At 70.5% G+C, this 19,928-nt stretch carries 19 protein-coding genes; 14 read left to right on the forward strand and 5 right to left on the reverse strand.

Annotated elements, in window-relative coordinates:
• Positions 1-6 precede the first annotated feature (6 nt).
• From rocD to NLX86_RS17180, 3 genes are all read right to left on the reverse strand, one after another.
• Positions 7-1,233 (reverse strand): ornithine--oxo-acid transaminase, encoded by a 1,227-nt coding sequence (gene rocD, locus NLX86_RS17170; RefSeq protein ID WP_254372581.1) that lies wholly within the window; start codon positions 1,231-1,233, stop codon positions 7-9.
• Positions 1,230-2,042 (reverse strand): dimethylargininase, encoded by an 813-nt coding sequence (gene ddaH / locus NLX86_RS17175; RefSeq protein ID WP_254372582.1) that lies wholly within the window; start codon positions 2,040-2,042, stop codon positions 1,230-1,232. The genes rocD and ddaH overlap by 4 nt, the downstream gene beginning before the upstream one ends.
• A gap of 141 nt (positions 2,043-2,183) precedes the next feature.
• The gene (locus NLX86_RS17180) at positions 2,184-2,681 is read right to left on the reverse strand and encodes an Lrp/AsnC family transcriptional regulator (RefSeq protein ID WP_254372583.1); all 498 of its coding nucleotides are present in this window, start codon (positions 2,679-2,681) and stop codon (positions 2,184-2,186) included.
• A gap of 102 nt (positions 2,682-2,783) precedes the next feature.
• On the opposite strand from NLX86_RS17180, the gene NLX86_RS17185 reads away from it, so the two are divergent.
• Positions 2,784-3,170 carry a VOC family protein gene (locus NLX86_RS17185; protein WP_254372584.1) on the forward strand — a complete coding sequence of 129 codons (387 nt, stop codon included), beginning with the start codon at positions 2,784-2,786 and terminating at the stop codon, positions 3,168-3,170.
• Positions 3,171-3,206: 36 nt separating this feature from the next.
• On the opposite strand, the gene NLX86_RS17190 is transcribed toward NLX86_RS17185, so the two are convergent.
• Both NLX86_RS17190 and NLX86_RS17195 read right to left on the reverse strand, forming a co-directional pair.
• On the reverse strand, positions 3,207-3,485 hold the full coding sequence (locus NLX86_RS17190; protein ID WP_254372585.1) for a hypothetical protein: 279 nt from the start codon (positions 3,483-3,485) through the stop codon (positions 3,207-3,209).
• Positions 3,486-3,570: 85 nt separating this feature from the next.
• Complete coding sequence (locus tag NLX86_RS17195; protein WP_254372586.1) at positions 3,571-4,398, reverse strand: aminoglycoside N(3)-acetyltransferase; 828 nt, start codon at positions 4,396-4,398, stop codon at positions 3,571-3,573.
• 152 nt (positions 4,399-4,550) lie between these two features.
• Here NLX86_RS17195 and NLX86_RS17200 point away from each other — a divergent pair, with 152 nt between their 5' ends.
• From NLX86_RS17200 to NLX86_RS17260, 13 genes are all read left to right on the forward strand, one after another.
• Positions 4,551-5,291 carry a PAS domain-containing protein gene (locus tag NLX86_RS17200; RefSeq protein WP_254372587.1) on the forward strand — a complete coding sequence of 247 codons (741 nt, stop codon included), beginning with the start codon at positions 4,551-4,553 and terminating at the stop codon, positions 5,289-5,291.
• A complete protein-coding gene (locus NLX86_RS17205) occupies positions 5,243-5,530 on the forward strand; it encodes a SpoIIE family protein phosphatase (protein WP_254372588.1) in 288 nt (95 codons plus the stop codon). Before NLX86_RS17200 ends, NLX86_RS17205 begins: the two co-directional genes overlap by 49 nt.
• 2 nt (positions 5,531-5,532) lie before the next feature.
• Positions 5,533-7,980, forward strand: coding sequence for a SpoIIE family protein phosphatase (locus NLX86_RS17210; protein ID WP_254372589.1), 2,448 nt, complete (start codon positions 5,533-5,535; stop codon positions 7,978-7,980).
• Positions 7,981-8,063: 83 nt separating this feature from the next.
• A complete protein-coding gene (locus tag NLX86_RS17215; protein ID WP_254372590.1) occupies positions 8,064-8,864 on the forward strand; it encodes a class I SAM-dependent methyltransferase in 801 nt (266 codons plus the stop codon).
• A 95-nt stretch (positions 8,865-8,959) separates the two neighbouring features.
• Positions 8,960-11,053 (forward strand): SpoIIE family protein phosphatase, encoded by a 2,094-nt coding sequence (locus NLX86_RS17220; RefSeq protein WP_254372591.1) that lies wholly within the window; start codon positions 8,960-8,962, stop codon positions 11,051-11,053.
• Between the two features lie 141 nt (positions 11,054-11,194).
• Complete coding sequence (locus NLX86_RS17225; RefSeq protein ID WP_254372592.1) at positions 11,195-12,988, forward strand: hydrogenase maturation protein; 1,794 nt, start codon at positions 11,195-11,197, stop codon at positions 12,986-12,988.
• Positions 12,989-13,038: 50 nt separating this feature from the next.
• Complete coding sequence (locus NLX86_RS17230; RefSeq protein ID WP_254372593.1) at positions 13,039-14,118, forward strand: hydrogenase expression protein HypE; 1,080 nt, start codon at positions 13,039-13,041, stop codon at positions 14,116-14,118.
• 85 nt (positions 14,119-14,203) lie between these two features.
• On the forward strand, positions 14,204-15,988 hold the full coding sequence (locus NLX86_RS17235) for a nickel-dependent hydrogenase large subunit (protein ID WP_254372594.1): 1,785 nt from the start codon (positions 14,204-14,206) through the stop codon (positions 15,986-15,988).
• Positions 15,985-16,578: a NifU family protein gene (locus NLX86_RS17240; protein ID WP_254372595.1), complete on the forward strand. Its 594-nt coding sequence runs from the start codon at positions 15,985-15,987 to the stop codon at positions 16,576-16,578. Before NLX86_RS17235 ends, NLX86_RS17240 begins: the two co-directional genes overlap by 4 nt.
• A gap of 11 nt (positions 16,579-16,589) precedes the next feature.
• Positions 16,590-17,243 (forward strand): DUF5947 family protein, encoded by a 654-nt coding sequence (locus tag NLX86_RS17245; protein ID WP_254372629.1) that lies wholly within the window; start codon positions 16,590-16,592, stop codon positions 17,241-17,243.
• A complete protein-coding gene (locus NLX86_RS17250) occupies positions 17,240-17,944 on the forward strand; it encodes a DUF6084 family protein (RefSeq protein ID WP_254372596.1) in 705 nt (234 codons plus the stop codon). The genes NLX86_RS17245 and NLX86_RS17250 overlap by 4 nt, the downstream gene beginning before the upstream one ends.
• Positions 17,941-19,383, forward strand: coding sequence for a hypothetical protein (locus tag NLX86_RS17255; RefSeq protein WP_254372597.1), 1,443 nt, complete (start codon positions 17,941-17,943; stop codon positions 19,381-19,383). The genes NLX86_RS17250 and NLX86_RS17255 overlap by 4 nt, the downstream gene beginning before the upstream one ends.
• Positions 19,380-19,928 carry a hydrogenase maturation protease gene (locus NLX86_RS17260; RefSeq protein WP_254372598.1) on the forward strand — a complete coding sequence of 183 codons (549 nt, stop codon included), beginning with the start codon at positions 19,380-19,382 and terminating at the stop codon, positions 19,926-19,928. Before NLX86_RS17255 ends, NLX86_RS17260 begins: the two co-directional genes overlap by 4 nt.

The following is a 19,928-nucleotide window of genomic DNA, read 5'->3' on the forward strand; positions in this document are numbered from 1 at the left end:
GCTCCGCTACGCCGTGAGGACCTTCTCCAGAGACGCGAGGGCAGATTCCAGTTCCTCGCGCGTGATGGTCAGGGGCGGGGCGAGCCTGATCGTGGAACCGTGGGTGTCCTTGACCAGGACGCCCTCGTGCAGGAGGCGTTCACTGATCTCGCGGCCCGTTCCGATCGCCGGGTCCACATCGACGCCCGCCCACAGTCCGCGGGCCCGGAAGCCCACGACGCCCTTCCCGGTCAGCGCGGCCAGGCCACCCCGCAGTACCTCGCCCAGTTCGGCGGCCCGGCGCTGGAACTCGCCCGTCGCCAGCAGCTCGACGACGGCCGAACCCACGGCCGCGGACAACGGGTTCCCGCCGAACGTCGAGCCGTGGTCGCCGGGGCGCAGCACCGCCAGGACGTCGCGGCGGGCGACCACCGCGGAGACCGGGACGATGCCGCCGCCCAGCGCCTTGCCGAGCAGCAGGACGTCCGGGAGTACGGACTCGTGCTCCACGGCCAGCGTGGTCCCGGTGCGGCCGAGACCGGACTGGATCTCGTCGGCGATCAGCAGGCACCCCGCGCGCCGGGTCACCTCCCGTACGCCCGTCAGATAGCCGTCGTCGGGGATGACGACGCCCGCCTCGCCCTGGATGGGCTCGATCAGGACGGCCGCCGTCGTCTCGTCCACCGCAGCCTCCAGCGCGGCGAGATCGTTGTACGGGACGACGCGGAAGCCGGGGGCGAACGGGCCGAAGCCGTTGCGGGCGCCGGCGTCGCTGGAGAATCCCACGATCGTCGTCGTACGGCCGTGGAAATTGCCGGCGGCCACGACGATCGTCGCCCGGTCCGGGGCGACTCCCTTCACTTCGTACGCCCACTTGCGGGCGACCTTGATGCCGCTCTCGACGGCCTCCGCGCCCGTGTTCATCGGCAGTGTCACGTCGAGGCCGGTCAGCTCGGCAAGGCCCTCCGCGAAGCCGGCGAGCCGGTCGTTGTGGAAGGCGCGCGAGGTCAGCGTGACTTCGTCGAGCTGGCGGTGCGCGGCGGCGATGAGCGCCGGATGCCGGTGGCCGAAGTTGAGGGCCGAGTAACCGGCCAGCATGTCCAGATAGCGACGCCCCTCCACGTCCTCGACCCACACACCCTCGGCGCGGGCGACGACCACGGGCAGCGGGTGGTAGTTGTGCGCGAGCACCGACTCCTCCGCGCGGATCAGCTCGGTGGACGAACGCGGCGAACGTACGGGTGTGGTCGTCATGCGCGGATCTCCTGAGTGCAGCACTTGATGCCACCGCCTGCCTTGTGGAATTCGGACAGGTCGACGGGGACGGGAACATACCCGCGCGCGGCGAGCCGGCCGATGAGGCCGTCCGCCTGCGGGGCGACGAAGATGTGGCGGCCGTCGGAGACCGAGTTGAGACCGAACGCCATGGCGTCGTCCCGCGTCGCGGTCACCGCCTGCGGAAAGAGGCGCTCCAGCACCTCGCGGGAGCCCGGGGAGAAGGCGTCCGGGTAGTAGGCGATGTTCGCGTCACCGAGGTCGAACAGCGCGGTGTCCAGGTGGTAGAAGTACGGATCCACCAGCTGCAGGCCGATCGTCGGCACACCGAAGAACTCCTGCACCTCCCGGTGCGCCGCCCTGGTGGTACGGAAGCCCGTGCCCGCCAGGATGTAGGGACCGACCGGAACGAGGTCGCCCTCGCCCTCGCACACCGATTCCGGCCGGTGGACGTCGAATCCGGCTGCCTTGAACCAGACCTCGTACGCCGCCTCCTCCGGCCGGCGCTCCGGTGCGTGGAAGCGGGAGCCGAAGACCCGGCCCTCCACGACGAGCGCCGAATTCGCCGCGAACACCATGTCCGGGAGTCCCGCCTGCGGCTCCACGGTCTCCACCGAGTGGCCGTGGTCGCGGTAGGTCCGGATCAGCGCGTCCCACTGGGACCGGGCGAGGCCGAGGTCGACATCCGTGTTCTCGCGCATCCAGGGATTGATGGCGTACCGCACGTCGAAGTACCGGGGCTCGCAGACCAGATAGCGTCTGGGACGCGGTATACGGCTGGTTGGCACCGAGAGATTCCTCCCGCTTCCTGTGGTGACCGGGGACGCCAATAACAGTAGGAAGCGGCGCGGACGGGCGACAAGAAGCAAAAACTGCGTGTGCGCGCAGCGATGCTGCGTAAATAAACCGGTCGACGGCAGTTCGCTGCTCTACTCGGCGGCACCGGGCGGGGCGGCCAGTCCGGCGCCGGCTTCCGGACTGTTCGTCAGCAGGTGCGACAGGACCATGTAGCTGATGGTCTTGCGGACGAAGGGCTCGGCCCGGATCCGCTCGAGCACGTTCTCGAAGTGCTCCACGTCGGTCGCCCGGACGTGCAGGAGCGCGTCGGCGCCGCCGGTCACCGTCATCGCCGCCATGATCTCGGGGTGGTTGCGCACGACCTCGGCGATGCGCCGGGGCGGGGCCGCACCGTCGCAGTACACCTCCACATAGGCCTCCGTCCGCCAGCCGAGGGCGGCCGGCCGCACCGTGGTGGTGAATCCGGTGATGATGTCGGTCTCCCGCATCCGGTCGACCCGCCGCTTGACCGCCGTGGCCGACAGGCCGATCGCCGCGCCGATCTCCGTGAAGCTCGTGCGCGCGTTCGCGACCAGAGCTGCGACGATCTTCCGGTCCAACTCGTCGAATGATGCGGACTTGCTCGTCATGGTGGCTGATCCTCTTGTGCGGCTGGGACGACCGCTCGGACGGTACGCACCGCGATCGTACGCACCAGCCGAAAGGCGCCGTGGGCGCTAGGGTGCCGTGACATGGTCCATGTACTGGGCAGCAGGATTCTGCTCCGCCCCACCGACCCCGGGCGGTCCCGCGCGTTCTATGGCGAGGCGCTCGGTCTGGCCGTCTACCGCGAGTTCGGCACAGGTCCCGAGCGCGGCACCGTGTACTTCCTGGGCGGCGGCTTCCTCGAGCTTTCAGGCCGCTGCGACGCGGCGCCGTCGCCCTGCGTCCAGGTGTGGCTCCAGGTGGCGGACGCGGCAGCCGCGTACGAGGAGCTCAAGCAGCGCGGCGTGGAGATCCTCCGCCCGCCGAAGGAGGAGCCGTGGGGACTGGTCGAGATGTGGATCGCGGATCCGGACGGTACACGCATCGCCGTGGTGGAAGTGCCGGAGCACCATCCGCTGCGCTACCGCCCGTAGGGCTCGTCGTGTGAGGGATGCGCGGCTCCGGCCCGGTCAGCTCTCCATCGCGGTATCGCAGGCCTCGCAGACCTTGTGCGCGTACTGCGGGTCGTACCAGGGGAAACCGGGTCCGGAAGGCTTCCAGGGGGCAGGCCGCATGTTGACGGTGTCCTTGCCGCACAGGGTCCGCGGGCCAGGGACCGAGTGCGCCCCCGGGGCGGCGGGCGCCGCGTGCACTTCGAGTACGGCCGGCCCCTCGCCCGGTGCCTCGTCGGCGTGCGCAAGCTCCTTCACCGGCTGATCGAGCCGGTACACCACGATGATCTCGTCCATGTCTCGACGGTAGGCCGCTCCGGCGGAACGTGCCGAGGCGAGGGCGCCCACCTGGTGAGGGCCGCGAGGAGACCGGCGGCCCGGTTCAGCCGTCACGGTCGGCGGCCGTGCCACGGTGGCTCGGGATCCACCGCTGTGCGAAGTCGACGGCGTCCCGGAACCGCACGAGCCGGCAGTGGGCCGAGCCCACCGGGCCGGCCCGGACGGCGCCCGTCTCGTCGCTGTGCTCGAAGTCGGCCCCCAGGGCGGCGAAGTCGCTGTCGTCCAGGTCGACATCCTCGTACTGCCACCACCGGCGTTCATCGTGGCAGGACACCACGCACCGATAGTGTCGGCGCGGCGGCCTTGGAACCCGGTATTCCGCCAGGTGAAAGGCGCTGCACCTTTCGAAACCGACGCCCAGGAGCAGCACTTGGGCACGCACGCCGTAGAGGTGGGCCAGCGGGGAGCCCTCGCCCAGGTGGCAGTCGGGCCGGTGGCCGGCGACGACCTTCTCGGCGTGCGGTCCGAGCGCCGCGAACGACGTCTGAGGATGGTCACTGCGCAGCGCCCCCGGCGTGAGGCGCAGTGTCTCCGCCAGCGACCCCATCGACAGCGCCGGTGTGGCCGCTCTGTCGAAGGCGGGCATGTCCGCGAGTACGGCCGCGCGAGCCTCGTCGCTGAGACCGCGTACGCGCTCCAGAAAGCTCGTGGAGGTGTCGGAGTTCTCCGAAGTGAACGCCGGAACCACCAGGGTTCCGTCCGGCCCCAGTACGTGCCGCAGCGCGCGGATCACCGTCCGGGGGCCACCCTCCACCGCCCCCACCCGGCGCAGCGACGCGTGCACCATGACAACGGCGCCGCCTTCGACGCCCAACGCGGAGAGCTGCGAGGCCAGTTGCTCTTCGCTGTGGATTGCCCTGATTGCACTCAAACCGGCTCATTCCCGCCGCCCTTGCCTGACGGCTGCGTGCGGCTGCTGGTCGCTGGTCACCCGCGGTGGATACGGAGCCATCATGCCCTGGCACGCTCCGCGACCGCCGCCGCCCGCCGCTTTCCCACCCGCCCCGGGGTGAGGTCATCGCGGTGGACACACACGAGTCGGCGAGCGATGTGCCGGATCAGCCCCTGTCGGCGGTCGGGTACGCGGGCGTGCTCCGTGACCTGCTTCCCATGGCGCTGTGGAGGGCCGATGCGCAAGGGCGCATCATGGAGTGGTCGCTCGCCGCGCAGGACCTCCTCGGCTACGCGCGGGAGCAGCTGCTGGGCCGGTACGGGACCCCCGTACTGGTCCCGGAGTCCAACTGGGAGCTCGCCGATCAGCTGATGCAGCAGGTCAAGGCCGGTGAAGCCGTGGTCGGAACCGTGCCGGTGCGGCACCGCGACGGGCACCTCGTGCCGATGGAGATGTGGATCTGCCCGGCCCCGGACCCGCAGGGAGGCACAGGCATCCTGGCCATCGCCGTGGAGACCTCCGCGGTCCTGGGCATGCGGGATTCGCTGGCGGCCCTGGACGGTCTGTTGACCCAGTCCCCGATCGGCCTGGCCATGCTCGGCCCCGATCTGCGCTTTCTGCGGGTCAACGAGGCGCTGGCGCGGATGAACGGCGTCTCCGCGGCCGAGCACCTCGGCAAGCGGCTCGCCGAGGTCGCGCCAGAGGTCAACGCCGCGGCGCTGGAGACCGTGATGCGGCGGGTTCTCGACAGCGGCGAGGCGGTGGTCGACGTCCGCCGCACCGGTCGCACCCCGGCCGATCCCGGTCACGACCGGACCTGGTCGTGCTCTACGCTCCGCTGCTCGACAGCGATGGCCGCCGGCTGGGACTGATCGAGAACCGCGACAGAGACCTCGACCAGGGCATGCAGCAGCTGGCCCAGTCGCTGCGGCACCTCGACCGCCCCCTGAAGGAGATCTGTGACCGCATCCTCGACCGACTGCTGCCGTCCGCGGCCCAGGACGACGTGGCCGTGCTCATCGCCAGAACTCCGCTTCCCCGGGGCTCGGCGGTGAGCCACACCGAGTTGCGCCACATGCGCGGTCCCGTTCGGAAGGTGCGAGGGTGGTAGCGATGGACACACCGGTGACGACGTTCAGCGAGGGCCCGGAGGACCCGTTCGCGGTACGGCGCGCGGCCTCGGCGGTGCTGGACGACCGCGGGACGGTCGTCGGCTGGAGCGAGCGGGCCGAGGGGCTGCTCGGCTACCCGCCCGGGGAGACGCTCGGGCGGCCGGCGGTCGGTTTCCTGGTCGACCCCCGCGACCACGGCGTCGTCATGGACGAAGTGGCGGCATGCGTACGCGACCAGGGATGGTTCGGGGTCGTGCCCGTCCGGCACCGCAACGGCAACCGGGTGGAACTGGGGTGCCGGGCCAGGGTGATCACGAGGGGCGACTCCCACCGCGAGTGGTTTCTCGTCGCTGCTCCCGCCGAGGATGTGGTCCAGTGGGAGACGGACCGGTCGGTCCTGGACGCGTTGTTCCGCCGCTCCCCGATCGGTCTGTCCGTCTTCGCCCCGGACCTGAGCATCCTGCGCGTGAACCGGGCGATCGCGAGGTTCAGTCAGCTACCGGTCGAGCAGCACCGCGGACTCCGTACCGGCGACTTCCTGATCCAGCGGGACAACGACACCGTGGTGCGGCAGTTGCGGGAGGTATTGGAGACGGGCCAGTCCTCGATCTCCACCGAGCAGCACTGCGGTCTGCGGCGGGACCCCGGCCGTGAGCTGGTCGTATCGGTGTCGGCGTTCCGGATGCAGGACCCCTCCGGCCGGATCCTCGGGGTGACGCAGACGGTCGAGGACGTGACCGACCGCTACCGGGCCCGCCGCCGGCTCGCGCTGCTCAACGAGGCCAGCGCCCGCATCGGCACCACGCTGGACGTGGCGAGGACAGCGCAGGAGCTGGCCGAGGTGGCGGTCCCCGACCTCGCCGACTGCGTCTCCGTGGACCTGCTGGAGCCGGTGACCCGCGGCGAAGAGCCCACCCAGGAGATGCTCGGCCCCGTGCGCCGGGGAGCGGTCCGCAGCATCCTGCCGGACGCGGAAGACATCATGTTTCCGGTGGGCCACACGATTCACATCCCGCCGGAGACCGCGCAGGCACGGTGCCTGGCCGAGCGGCGTCCGATCCTCGAAGCGCAGCTGGAGGGCCCCACCGCGTGGCTCGCCATGGACCCGGAGCGGGCTGAGCGCGCGCTTGGTCTGGGCATCCACTCGCTGATGGTGGTGCCGCTGGTCGCGCGGGGTCTCGTACTCGGCCTGCTCAGCCTGTGGCGGGCGCGACGGCTCGAGCCGTTCGAGGAGGACGACCTCACCCTCGCCGAGGAGTTCGCCTCCCGCGCCGCCGTCTGTATCGACAACGCACGCCGCTACACCCAGCAGCACGAGGCGGCGCTCACCCTGCAGCACAGCCTGCTCCCGCACGAGGTGCCCGCGCACCCGGCCGTCGAAGTCGCACACCGCTACCTGCCTGCCGACGCCACGACCGGCGTCGGCGGTGACTGGTTCGACGTCATCCCGCTCTCCGGACTCCGCGTCGCCCTCGTCGTCGGCGACGTGGTCGGCCATGGCATCCACGCGGCGGCCACCATGGGCCGGCTGCGCACGGCCGTACACACCCTGGCCCACCTCGACCTCACGCCGGACGAGGTCCTCTCCCATCTCGATGACCTCGTGGACCGGTTGGCCGCCGAGCAGGAGCCGACCGACGAACGCTCCCCTCAAGTCGTCGGCGCAACCTGCCTGTACGCGGTCTACGACCCGGTCTCGCGACACTGCGCCCTGGCCCGCGCGGGTCACCCGCCGCCCGCGGTGGTGACCCCGGACGGCAAGGTGCGCCTCCTCGACCTGCCCGCGGGCGCGCCGCTGGGCCTGGGCGGGCTGCCGTTCGAGGCCGCCGAGCTGAAGCTTGCCGAAGGCAGCCTCCTGGCCCTCTACACCGAAGGCCTCATCCAGGCCCGCAAACGAGACGTGGACGAGAGCCTGGCGGATCTGTGTGGGGCACTGACCGTACCCGCCCGCTCGCTGGAGGAGACATGCAGGGCCGTGGAGGGCGCGCTGCTGCACGACCGGTCCACCGATGACGTCGCCGACGACGTGGCACTGCTGATCGCCCGTACCCGCGTACTGGAGGCGGAGAAAGTGGCCATGTGGGAGTTGCCGGTGGAGGCCACCGCCGCCGCTCAGGCCCGGAGGCTGACCGCATCCCAGCTCACCGAATGGGGGCTGGAGGAGATGGCCTTCACCACCGAGCTGATCGTCAGCGAACTGGTCACCAACGCCTACCGGTACGGCGGCGGCCCGATCGCCCTACGGCTCATCCGCGACCGCCGGCTCATCTGCGAGGTGTCCGACACCAGCAGCACCTCACCCCACCTCCGCCGGGCCCGCACCACCGACGAAGGCGGTCGCGGACTCTTCCTGGTGGCCCAGCTCACCGAGCGGTGGGGCACCCGGTACACGCGAGACGGCAAGACGATCTGGACCGAGCAACCGCTGTCCTCCACGCCGACGACGTAGCACCGGGCCGCAGCCCGGGCGACGATCGGGCGCACACCGGATACTTTCCGACAGGGGTTCGTCACTGGGAAGGCACGAAAGAGATGCCGAAGGCGCCTGCAAGAAGTCTGCTGAGAAACCGGACGAGCCTCGCCCACAAGATCACCTATGCGGTCCGGCACCCCCAACGGATCCTGCCGTATCTTCGGCGCGCCACGCGCGACGCCTGGCTACGGGTCAAACACCGCGACCACATCTCGTACTACCGGGCGGTGATGGCCTCGGACACCGCCCGGAGTGCGAACGCGGCCGTCGGCAGCGCGTCGCACGAGCGGTGGATGGCGCTCGGGCAGATGCAGTTCGACTACCTGATCGAACACGGCCTGAAGCCCCACGACCGGATGCTCGAGATCGGCTGCGGCAATCTGCGAGCGGGATGGCACTTCATCGACCATCTCGACCAGGGCCACTACTACGGGATCGACATCTCTCCGGACATCCTCGTCGAGGCGAAGACAACACTGGTTCGCCACAACCTGCAGGACAAGCTGCCGTACCTCACCATCGCCGGCGACCTCACCCTGGACTTCCTGCCCAGCGGACACTTCACCGTCGTACACGCGCACAGCGTGTTCTCCCACTCGCCGCTGCACGTCATCGACGAATGCCTCGCCCATGTGGGCAGGGTGCTCGCACCCGGTGGCTTCTTCGACTTCACCTTCGACCGCACCGAGGGCACCGAGCACCACGTGCTCCATGAGGACTTCTACTACCGCACCGAGACCCTCATGGCCCTGGCCGAGCGCCATGGCCTCGCCGCCCGGCTCATGGAGGACTGGGAGCGACGCCCGCACGGGCAGTCGAAGCTCAGGATCACCACCCGTACGGCCGACCAGGCCAACTGAGGCGCCGGGACTGAGGCAGGCCGCTGGACCGCCGTGCCGTGCCGGGGGCGGCGGCCGATACTGGGAGGGTCCCCTGCGGACGTGAGGTCCCGGTGATGAGCAGTGACCTGCCCCCGATGGAGGAGTTGGACCGCGGCACTGGTGCGGCCACAGATGCCGGCGGATGGCTGGGTGTGCTGCCGGTGGCGCTGGTGGCCACCGGCGCCGACGGCCGGATCGTGCGGTGGGATCCGGTGGCGCAGGAGCTGCTGGGCTACCGGGCGCCCGAGGTTGTGGGCCGGCATGTGGTGGAGCTGCTGCATCCGGGCGTGGACCGGAGCCTGGGCCGGTCGTTGTGGGAGGCGGCTGCCGCGGGACACGGTGTGATGGGTGTGGTCACGGCGTGGCACCGGGACGGGCACCCGCTGGAGCTGGAGATCTGGGCATGTCCGGTCCCGGGCGGTGATCGCAGCCCTGGGGTGCTGGTCTTCGCCGCCGACGCCTTCGGCGCCCGCCGGGTCCGGGGGGCCTCGGTCGTGTGGGACGGGCTGTTCGCCCGCTCACCGGTCGGGATCGCGGTGCTCGACACGCAGCTTCGGTTCTTGCAGGTCAACCCCGCCTTGCAGGCGATGAACGGCCTCCCCGAGACGGCTCATGTGGGGCGGCGCCTGGCGCAGGTGCTGCCGGAGGTGAATGCCGAGGAGATGGAGGAGGTGATGCGCCGGGTACTGGCCGACGGTGAACCGGTGGTGGACTTCCGCCGCGTCGGGCGCACGCCGGCCGACCCCGAGCGCGACCAGGTGTGGTCGTGTTCCTACGTACGCCTGGAGGACGCCCACGGCCGGCCGATCGGGATCACTGCCTCGATCATCGACATCACCGCCCAGCAGCAGGCCGAAGTGGAACTGGACGCCGGCCGCCGCAAGCTCGCCCTGCTGAACGAGGCCAGCGTCCGGATCGGCACGACTCTGGAGCTGGAGCGGACCGCGCAGGAACTTGCCGAAGTGGCCGTGCCCCGCCTGGCGGACGCGGTCACCGTCGATGTACTGGAGACGGTCGCCACCGGCGGCGAGTCCGGCGGCGGGCTCATGGGCGGCGCCGCCCTGCGCCGACTGGGCAAGGCTCCTCTCAGCGGCTCGCCGGTCGCAGATGTCCTCACCCCGCTGGGCCGGACGCTGGCCTTCCCGGCCACCGCCCCCTACACCCAGGCTCTCGCGCAGCGGCAGCCTTTCCTGCTCGCCCGCGTGGACGCCCGCGCGATCGCCCCAGCGGCCCGCTACTCCGACAAGCCGGAACGGCTGCTGCGGATGGGCGTGCATTCCTTCATGATGGCGCCCCTGGTCGCCCGCGGCGTGGTGCTGGGCGTGGCCACCTTCTACCGCACCGGGCCGGGCGGGCCGTTCGACTCCGCCGACGTCGCGCTGGCCGACGATCTGGCCGCCCGGGCGGCAGTCTGCATCGACAACGCCCGCCTGTACAACCGGGAGCACGACACCGCCCTGATCCTGCAGCGCAGCATGCTGCCGCAGCACGTGACGCCGCCGGCCGGTATCGAGATCGACCACCGCTACCTGCCGGCCAGCGACACCAACGAGGTCGGCGGCGACTGGTACGACGTCATCCCGCTCCGTGACGGCAAGGCGGCTCTGCTGATCGGCGACGTGATGGGCCACGGCATCGCCGCCGCGGCGGTCATGGGGCGGCTGTCCAGCAGCGTGCGGGCACTCGCCCGCCTCGACCTTCGTGCCGACGAGCTCCTGCGCCATCTGGAGGCCACCCTGGCCGACCTCGCCGAGCCGCTGCTGGCCACCTTCCTGTACGCCGTCTGCGACCCACGCACCGGCCGCTGTCAGATCACCCGCGCCGGCCACCCCCCGCCCGCCGTCGTCGACCCCGACGGCACCGCGCACCTGCTGCGGCTGCCTGCCGGAGTCCCGGTGGGCGTGGGCGGCTACGACTACACCACCACCGAGGTGGACCTGGCCCCGGGCAGCATTCTCGTGCTGTACACCGACGGCCTCATCGAAGCCCGCGGCCGCGACATCGACGAACGCCTGACCGAACTCACCCGCCTGCTCACCGGCACCACAGAGCTGGACGGCCTGTGCGACACCCTGCTCAGCCACCTCACCCCCACCTCCGCCGACGACGACATCGCCCTGCTCATCGCACGCATCGGCAGCCCCGATGCGGGGCGACGGCGAGCTTGACCGACCCCCAGGTGGCCGCACGCGGGGTTCGCTTTCGGGTGACCCTGCGGCTTGGCGTCGACCGCGGACAGTTCATGTGCTCAACGATCACAGGCGGCCGGGGGAGTCCCGGCCTGAGACGTTGACCGCCGGAAGGTTGGCATGCACATCCTGCTCGTCGCCAGCGTGTTCAACAGCCTCACCCAGCGCATCCACGCCGAACTGGCGGACCGCGGCCACACCGTGACAGTGGCGCTGGCACTGGACGACGCGTCCGTGCGGGACGCCGTACGCCGGCACCAGCCCCATCTCATCGTGGCGCCGATGCTGAAGACGGCGATCCCCCGAGATGTGTGGTCCGCGCATACGTGTCTCGTCGTCCATCCCGGCCCCGTGGGCGACCGCGGGCCCTCGTCCCTCGACTGGGCCATTCACGACGACGCCGAGCGTTGGGGTGTGACCGTCCTTGAGGCCAACGGAGAGATGGATGCGGGCGACGTGTGGGCCTCGGCGGACTGCCCGGTGCCCCGGGTGGCCAAGAGCGACCTGTACCGGAACGAGGTGTCCGACGCCGCACTGACGGCGGTGCTGCTGGCGGTCGAGCGCTTCGCCGCCGGGACGTACATCCCCCGGCCGCAGCGGTGCGAAGCCGGGGGAGAGGCCGGCCGTATCCGGCCGTACCTCGATCAAAGCGTCCGAAGGATCGAGTGGGAGTCGGACAGCACCGAGTCAGTTGTCCGCAAGCTGCGTGCTGCGGACTCGCAGCCCGGTGTGCTGGACGAACTGCTCGGCGATGAGTGGTACCTCCACGGGGGCCACCCCGAGGACAGGCTCTCCGGTCGGCCGGGCGAGCTCCTGGCCACCAGGGTCGGCGCGATCTGCCGGGCGACGACGGACGGCGCCGTGTGGATTCCCGAGCTGCGGCCCCGGCGTAAACCGGGGCAGCCCGCCACGTTCAAACTGCCCGCCGCACTGGCGCTGGCCGGCAGGCTGCCCGCCTTGCGAGAACGCCCGGCCCCGTTGCACCTGGACACCCATCGCCGCACCTGGAGCGACATCCGCTACCGGGAGGACCGACAGGTCGGCTTCCTCTCGTTCTCCTTCCCCGGCGGCGCGATGAGCGCCGCGCACTGCCGGCGCCTGCTGGACGCCTACCGGTTGGCTTGCGCACGCCCCACCTCGGTGCTGGTGCTGGGCGGCCGCCGAGATTTCTTCTCCAACGGCATCCATCTCAATCTGATCGAGGCAGCCGACAACCCCGGTGCGGAATCCTGGGCCAACATCAACGCCATGGACGACCTGGTCGAAGCCGTCCTGACGACCACCGACCGACTTGTGGTCTGCGCTGTCGGCGGAAACGCTGCCGCGGGCGGGGTGATGCTGGCCCTGGCGGCGGACGAGGTGTGGTGCAGGTCCGGCGCCGTGCTGAATCCGCACTACCGCCTGATGGGGCTGTACGGCTCGGAGTTCTGGACGTACACGCTGCCCCGCAGGGTGGGTAGCGCCGTCGCCGACCGGCTGATGCAGCAGGCACTTCCGGTCAGTGCGACAGCCGCGCGGCAGCTGGGACTTGTAGACCGGCTGATCGAGTGCACCCCGCAGGATTTCACCGCAGAGGTCGCCCAGCTGGCCGCACACCTGGCCTCTCTGCCCGCGGTGCAGTCCCGGATCGCCGAGAAGAAGACCGAACGGGACCGCCAGGAGGCTGTCAAACCGCTCGCCGCCTTCCGCGAGGAGGAGCTGGCTCGCATGCTGCGGACGTTCTCCGACCCGGACGCCCCGTACCACGCGCTGCGCCGCGCGTTCGTCCGCAAGGAGCCACCGCTCCGTACGCCACCGCACCTCGACACGCCCACGACCGGACGGCGGGCATCCCGCCCGGCTCGGCCCCCCGTCACTGGATCGGCCCCGCATGAGGTCACCCCGGAGCCGGAGGCCTGCTACCAAGAAGACTGAAGGTCGAAATACAGGCTTTCCATACATACCTCCCCAAGGAGGCACCGCCCGTGAACGCAGCAACGCCGATCACAGCCGACGCACCCGGCGCGCCCGCCGACGACGCGCCCCCGATCCATATTCTCTGGATCAACGCAGGACTGAGTTGCGACGGCGACTCGGTCGCCCTGACGGCCGCGATGCAGCCCAGCATCGAGGAGATCGTGCTCGGCGTACTGCCCGGCCTGCCCAAGATCGCCGTCCACTGGCCCCTGATCGACTTCGAATGCGGTCCGGTGGGGGGTTCGGACACGTTCATCGAGTGGTTCTTCAAGGGGGAGCGTGGCGAGATCGACCCGTTCGTCCTGGTCATCGAGGGGTCCGTCCCCAACGAGGCGATCAAGCAAGAGGGGTACTGGTGCGGCTTCGGCGACAATCCCGAGACCGGCCAGCCGATCACCACCAGTGAGTGGATCGACCGGCTGGCACCCAAGGCGCTGGCTGTCGTCGCGATCGGGACCTGTGCCACGTACGGCGGCATCCACGCCATGGCGGGCAACCCGACCGGCGCGATGGGCGTGCCCGACTACCTGGGCTGGGACTGGAAGTCCAAGGCCGGCATCCCCATCGTGTGCGTTCCCGGCTGCCCGATCCAGCCCGACAACTTCTCGGAGACCCTGACCTACCTGCTCTACCAGGCGGCCGGCGCGGCCCCGATGATCCCCCTGGACGACAAACTGCGTCCGACCTGGCTGTTCGGCGCCACCGTGCACGAGGGGTGCGACCGCGCCGGCTACTACGAGCAGGGTCAGTTCGCCCTCAGCTACGACTCGCCCAAGTGCCTGGTCAAGCTCGGCTGTTGGGGCCCCGTCGTCAAGTGCAATGTGCCCAAGCGGGGCTGGATGAACGGCATCGGCGGCTGTCCGAACGTCGGCGGCATCTGCATCGCCTGCACCATGCCGGGATTCCCGGACAAGTTCATGCCCTTCATGGACGAACCGCCCGGCGGAAAGGTGTCCAGCGCCGCCAGCGGAGCGTACGGGGCGGTGGTCCGCAAGCTGCGCTCCATGACGGCGAAGACCGTGGACAAGGAGCCGAAGTGGCGTCGCACCGGGGACCAGCTGACCACCGGGTACCGGCCGCCGTGGTGAATCCGTAACGCACAGGAACCAAACTCCCACAGACTTCCCCGCGCGCGATCCGACCTCCCGCTTGAAGAAGGGCACGGCAGACACGATGGCATCGACGACGAAGGCGGCCGGCGACGGCAGCGGCCTGGTGGAAATGGCCTGGGACCCGATCACCCGGATCGTGGGCAGCCTCGGTATCCACACAAAGATCGACTTCAAGCAGAAGCGGGTCGCGGAGTGCTACAGCACCTCGTCGGTCTTCCGTGGCTACAGCGTCTTCATGCGCGGCAAGGACCCCCGGGACGCCCACTTCATCACCAGCCGTATCTGCGGGATCTGCGGCGACAACCACGCCACGTGCTCGGTGTACACGCAGAACATGGCCTACGGGGTGAAGCCCCCGCACCTCGCCGAGTGGATCATCAACCTCGGCGAGTCCGCCGAGTACATGTTCGACCACAACATCTTCCAGGAGAACCTGGTGGGGGTCGACTACTGCGAGAAGATGGTCCGCGAGACCAACCCGGGCGTCCTGGAACTGGCCGAGCGCACCGAAGCGCCGCACGCCGGGGACCACGGATACCGCACGATCGCCGACATCATGCGGTCGCTCAACCCCATCGAGGGCGAGTTCTACCGAGAAGCCCTCCAGGTGAGCCGCTACACCCGGGAGATGTTCTGCCTGATGGAGGGCCGCCATGTGCACCCCTCCACCCTCTACCCGGGCGGTGTCGGCACGATCGCCTCGGTGCAGCTCTTCACCGACTACCTCACCCGCCTGATGCGCTACGTGGAGTTCATGAAGCGCGTGGTTCCCCTGCACGACGACCTGTTCGACTTCTTCTACGAAGCCCTTCCCGGGTACGAGGAGGTCGGCCGCCGGCGTGTCCTGCTGGGCTGCTGGGGGGCGCTGAACGACCCCGAGTACTGCGACTTCACGTACGCCAACATGACCGACTGGGGACGGCGGATGTTCGTCACGCCCGGCATCATCGTCGACGGCAAACTGGTCACCAACGACCTCACCGAGATCAACCTCGGCATCCGGATCCTGCTGGGCAGTTCGTACTACGAAGACTGGCAGGGCCAGGAGCAGTTCGTCACCCAAGACCCGCTCGGCAACCCGGTCGACCCGCGCCACCCGTGGAACCAGCACACCATCCCCGCCCCCCAGAAGCGGGACTTCAACGGCAACTACAGCTGGGTGATGTCCCCCCGCTGGTTCGACGGCAAGGACTACCTCGCCCTGGACACCGGCGGCGGCCCCATCGCCCGCCTGTGGTCCACCGCCCTCTCCGGGCTCGTCGACACCGGCTATGTGAAGGCCACGGGCAACAGCGTGGTCATCAACCTGCCGCGCACCATGACCAAGCCCGAGACCCGCTTCGAATGGAAGATCCCGCGGTGGAGCAACGCGCTCGAACGCAACCGCGCCCGCACCTACTTCCAGGCCTACACCGCCGCCGTCGCGCTGCACTTCGCGGAGAAGGGGCTGGAGGAGGTACGCGCCGGACGCACCCAGACCTGGGAGAAGTTCGAGGTGCCGGACGAGAGCATCGGAGTCGGGTTCACCGAGGCCGTACGCGGTGTCCTCTCGCACCACATGGTGATCCGGGACGGCAAGATCGCCAACTACCACCCGTACCCGCCCACCCCCTGGAACGCCAGCACCCGGGACTCCTACGGAACACCGGGCCCGTACGAGGACGCCGTGCAGAACACGCCGATCTTCGAGGAGAACACACCGGAGAACTTCAAGGGCATCGACATCATGCGGACCGTGCGCAGCTTCGACCCCTGCCTGCCGTGCGGCGTCCACATGTACGTGGGCGAGGGCAAGACCGTACAGAAGATGCACGTGCCCACCGGCCTGAGCGGTCTGGCCGGATGAGCGCGGTGAACGCGGAGCAGGCCGGGCGGCGTGTCGAGGAGGTACTCGACCGCCTGGCCGCCACCGGGGACCAGGCGGTGTGCGCGGCGGCCGAGGAACTGGTGCGGGTCCTGATGGACTTCTACGGCGCCGGGCTGGCCCGGATCGTCAGTCTGCTCGACGGCCCCGCATCCAAGAGCCCGACGGACGGCCGCCTGGCCGGACTGCTCGGGGACGAACTGGTCGCCGGCCTGCTGGTCCTGCACGACCTGCACCCCGAGGACACCGACACCCGGATCGCGCGCGCCCTGGAATCCGTCCGCGACCTTGCGCTGGAGGTGGCGGGCTTCGACGACACCACCGCAACTTTGCGCCTGCGGTCCGCAAGCGGTGCGGGCTGCGGCTGCCCCAGCACGGGCGCGGCGTCCCAGCAGGCCGTCGAGGACGCTCTCGCCTGCTTCGCGCCCGAGGTGAAGACCGTAGAACTGGAGCCCACTGCGGCCCCCCGGGAACCGGCGCTGCTCCAGATCGGGGCAGGCCCCCGGACAGGTCCGCAGACAGGCCCCCGGACAGGCGCAGCCCCCGAACCGGCCCCGGCGAAGGCGCCGTGAGCGCGCCCCGGATCTCGCCGCCGCCTCACGGGCCGGCAACGCAATTCCGCGGCCTGCGCCGGTTTCTGACCGAGCGTCCGCCCCGGCCGGAACGGTGCGAGCTGTGTGGAGTTCCGGTGCCCGACGACAGCCACCGGCACCTGGTGGACACCGAGAAGCGCGCGCTTGCCTGCGCCTGTACCTCGTGTGCCCTCCTGTTCGAACAGGAGGGTGCCGCGGGCGGCCGCTTCCGGGCGGTTCCGGACCGCTATCTGGCCGACCCGGACCACCGCCTCGACACCGGCGCGTGGGAACTCCTGCAGATCCCGGTCGGCGTCGCCTTCTTCTTCCGCAACGCGGCGCTCGACCGGCTGGTGGCGTTCTACCCGAGCCCGGCCGGTGCGACCGAGAGCGAACTCGAGCCGTCGGCCTGGCAGAGCGTACTCGGCGGCAGCCGACTGGCCGGACTGCTCCAACCCGACGTGGAGGCACTGCTGTTGCGCCGCTCGGACGGCCGGTCCGAGTGCTATCTCGTCCCGATCGACATCTGTTACGAACTGGTGGGCCGGATGCGCCTGCTGTGGCAGGGCTTCGACGGTGGAGCCGAGGCCCGCGCCGATCTGGACGCGTTCTTCGACCACGTACGGCAACGGGCCCGGCCGGCCCGGAGGGAGGACAGGCTGTGACGGAGTTCGCCTTCACGTGCACCGGCGTACGCGCCGACCAGTACGCCGCCGGCCCGACCCTGGTCTTCCGGCTGCGCATCACCGCGTCCGAGAACACCCGGGTGCACGCCCTCGCGCTGCGCTGCCAGATCCGTATCGAACCGGCCCGGCGCGGCTACGAGCCCGCGGAGGCCGACCGGCTGGCGGACCTGTTCGGTGAGCGCTCACGTTGGGGCAGCACGCTCCAGCCGGTGCAGTTCGCACAGGTCTCCCTCATGGTCCCCGGCTTCACGGCAGAGACCGAGACCGATCTCGTCGTGCCCTGCACTTACGACACGGACGTCGCCGCCGGCCGGTACTTCAGCGCGCTCTCGGGCGGCGAGGTGCCGCTGCTGATGCTCTTCTCCGGCACGGCATTCACCGGAGCGGGCGGTTTCCGCGTCGAGCCGGTGCCATGGGACCGGGAGGCGGCCTTCCGGATGCCGGTGGAGGTATGGCAGGAGATGATCGAGCAGCACTTCCCCGGCTGCGGCTGGATCCGGCTGCCCCGCGACACGATGGACGCCCTGCTCGCCTTCCGTTCGCGGCGGGCGCTGCCGTCGTGGGAGGCGACCCTGCGCGCACTCCTGGACGCGGCCGGCCCGCCGGACCCTCAGCCGCCGTCGGCCCGCGCCCTGTTCGGCGCACCACCGCCGCGCGTCACGGAGAGGACAGGGCCGTGACGACAGCCGCCTTCACCCCGGAGACGGAATCCCGTTTCGCCGTCGCCCGCCAGGTGGCCGACGCCGTCCTCTTCGAGGGCTATGTGCTGTACCCGTACCGGGCATCGGCGGCCAAGAACCGGCTGCGCTGGCAGTTCGGGGTGCTCGTACCGCCCGCCTGGGGCGCCGAGTGCGAAGAGCACGACTTCCAGCACACCGAATGCCTGATGGAACCGAAGGCAGGCGCGACTCTGGCGGTCGAGTTGCGGTTCCTCCACGCCCAGCGGCGGACCGTACAACGGGCCTGCAAGGACAGCGGCTTCGAGACCGTGCCCGAACTCCGCCTCGAGGACCGGGTCCTGGTCCCCTGGGACGAGGGCGCCGAAGAACGCGTCGAGGTCGTCACCACGGTTGCCGAGCTGATGGGGGACGGTGTCACGGTCCCCTTCAGCCGTCCCGCCCGGGAGGAGACCGAGCCCGTCCTCGACGCGGCCGGCCGGCCCGTCGGCCGCCTGCTCCGCCGGTGCGAGGAAGTCAGCGGCGCCGTGCGGCTGACCGCGCGTGAACTCACCGGACCCTGCCGGGTGATGCGGCTGACCGCCGTCGTGGAGAACACCAGCACATGGACGCCACCGGACGGGACGGCCGACCGCGACGCCGCACTGCCGCGCTCGCTGGTGGCCGCACACCTGCTGATGGGCCTCAGCGCCGGGTCGTTCCTGTCCATGACCGACCCGCCCGAGTGGGCCAAGGGCGCGATCAAGTCGTGCCGCAACCTGCACACCTGGCCGGTACTCGCCGGCGAACCCGGCCGCGCGGACCTCGTGCTGTCCTCCCCGATCATCCTGGAGGATCACCCGGCCATCGCCCCGGAGAGCCCCGGGGCGCTCTACGACGCGACGGAGATCGACGAGATCCTCGCGCTGCGCACCGCGGCCCTCACCGACGAGGAGAAGCGCGAGGCCCGGGGTACCGACGAGCGGGCGGCCGCAGTGATCGATCTGGCCGACTCGATGCCTCCCGAGGTCCTGGAGCGCCTGCACGGCGCGGTACGGGCCCTGCGCGAGGTGACCGGCCCCGACCCCGCACCCGCACCCGTACTCATCCCAGCCGGCCCGGCCCTGCCCGACACGTACGGCGTGCAGCCGCCGGACACCCCGTGGTGGGACCCGGCGAACGATTCCGGCTTCGACCCGGCACGCGACCGGGTCTTGGTGGACGGCCGGTCATTGGGCGCCGGAAGCCGCGTGCTGCTGCGGCCGGGGCTGCGGCGCACCGACGCCCAGGACCTGTTCCTGCAAGGCCGCAGCGCGAAGGTGGAGGCGGTGCTGCACGACGTGGACGGGGGAGTACACCTCGCGGTGACGGTGGAGGGCGATCCGGGCGCCGACATCCGCCGTGAGCAGGGGCGGTTCCTGTACTTCCAGCCCGACGAGGTCGCCCCCCTGGAGGACGTATGAACCTACCCCACAAGGACAGCCCCCGTGTTCTGGTCGCAGGCGTCGGCAACATCTTCCTCGGCGACGACGGCTTCGGCGTCGAAACGGTTCGCCGGCTGGCCGAGCAACGGCTGCCCGAGCACGTCGAGGTCGTGGACATCGGCGTACGGGGCGTACACCTGGCGTACCAGCTTCTCGACGGCTACGACACGCTCGTCCTGGTCGACGCCACCGCACGCGGCGGCGACCCCGGCACGCTGTATCTGATCGAACCCGGCCGTCCTGGCGGTATCGAGCCGCAGAACGCGCTGCTCGACGGCCACCGGATGTCCCCCGACGCGGTGCTGGCACTGCTGGACACCCTCTGCGCCGGCACCGGTGGGCATCCGCCGCGGCGCACGCTGGTGGTGGGGTGCGAACCGGCCTGCGTGGAGGAGGGCATCGGACTCAGTCCGCCGGTGGCCGCCGCGGTACCGGAAGCCGTACGGCAGATCACGGGCCTGCTGCGGGACGAGGCACAGGGACCGCCCGCGTCGCGGGCCGCGGCCGGCGAGGCCGCCAAGTGA

This window comes from Streptomyces sp. A3M-1-3 (assembly GCF_024213665.1).
Classification (GTDB): Bacteria; Actinomycetota; Actinomycetes; order Streptomycetales; family Streptomycetaceae; genus Streptomyces.

Excerpts from the sequence above, each read along its gene's own strand:
- rocD (WP_254372581.1), bottom strand. The coding sequence starts at position 1,233 with ATGACGACCACACCCGTACGTTCGCCGCGTTCGTCCACCGAGCTGATC.
- NLX86_RS17180 (WP_254372583.1), bottom strand. The coding sequence starts at position 2,681 with ATGACGAGCAAGTCCGCATCATTCGACGAGTTGGACCGGAAGATCGTC.
- NLX86_RS17185 (WP_254372584.1), top strand. The coding sequence starts at position 2,784 with ATGGTCCATGTACTGGGCAGCAGGATTCTGCTCCGCCCCACCGACCCC.
- NLX86_RS17190 (WP_254372585.1), bottom strand. The coding sequence starts at position 3,485 with ATGGACGAGATCATCGTGGTGTACCGGCTCGATCAGCCGGTGAAGGAG.
- NLX86_RS17210 (WP_254372589.1), top strand. The coding sequence starts at position 5,533 with ATGGACACACCGGTGACGACGTTCAGCGAGGGCCCGGAGGACCCGTTC.
- NLX86_RS17215 (WP_254372590.1), top strand. The coding sequence starts at position 8,064 with ATGCCGAAGGCGCCTGCAAGAAGTCTGCTGAGAAACCGGACGAGCCTC.
- NLX86_RS17220 (WP_254372591.1), top strand. The coding sequence starts at position 8,960 with ATGAGCAGTGACCTGCCCCCGATGGAGGAGTTGGACCGCGGCACTGGT.
- NLX86_RS17225 (WP_254372592.1), top strand. The coding sequence starts at position 11,195 with ATGCACATCCTGCTCGTCGCCAGCGTGTTCAACAGCCTCACCCAGCGC.
- NLX86_RS17235 (WP_254372594.1), top strand. The coding sequence starts at position 14,204 with ATGGCATCGACGACGAAGGCGGCCGGCGACGGCAGCGGCCTGGTGGAA.
- NLX86_RS17240 (WP_254372595.1), top strand. The coding sequence starts at position 15,985 with ATGAGCGCGGTGAACGCGGAGCAGGCCGGGCGGCGTGTCGAGGAGGTA.
- NLX86_RS17260 (WP_254372598.1), top strand. The coding sequence starts at position 19,380 with ATGAACCTACCCCACAAGGACAGCCCCCGTGTTCTGGTCGCAGGCGTC.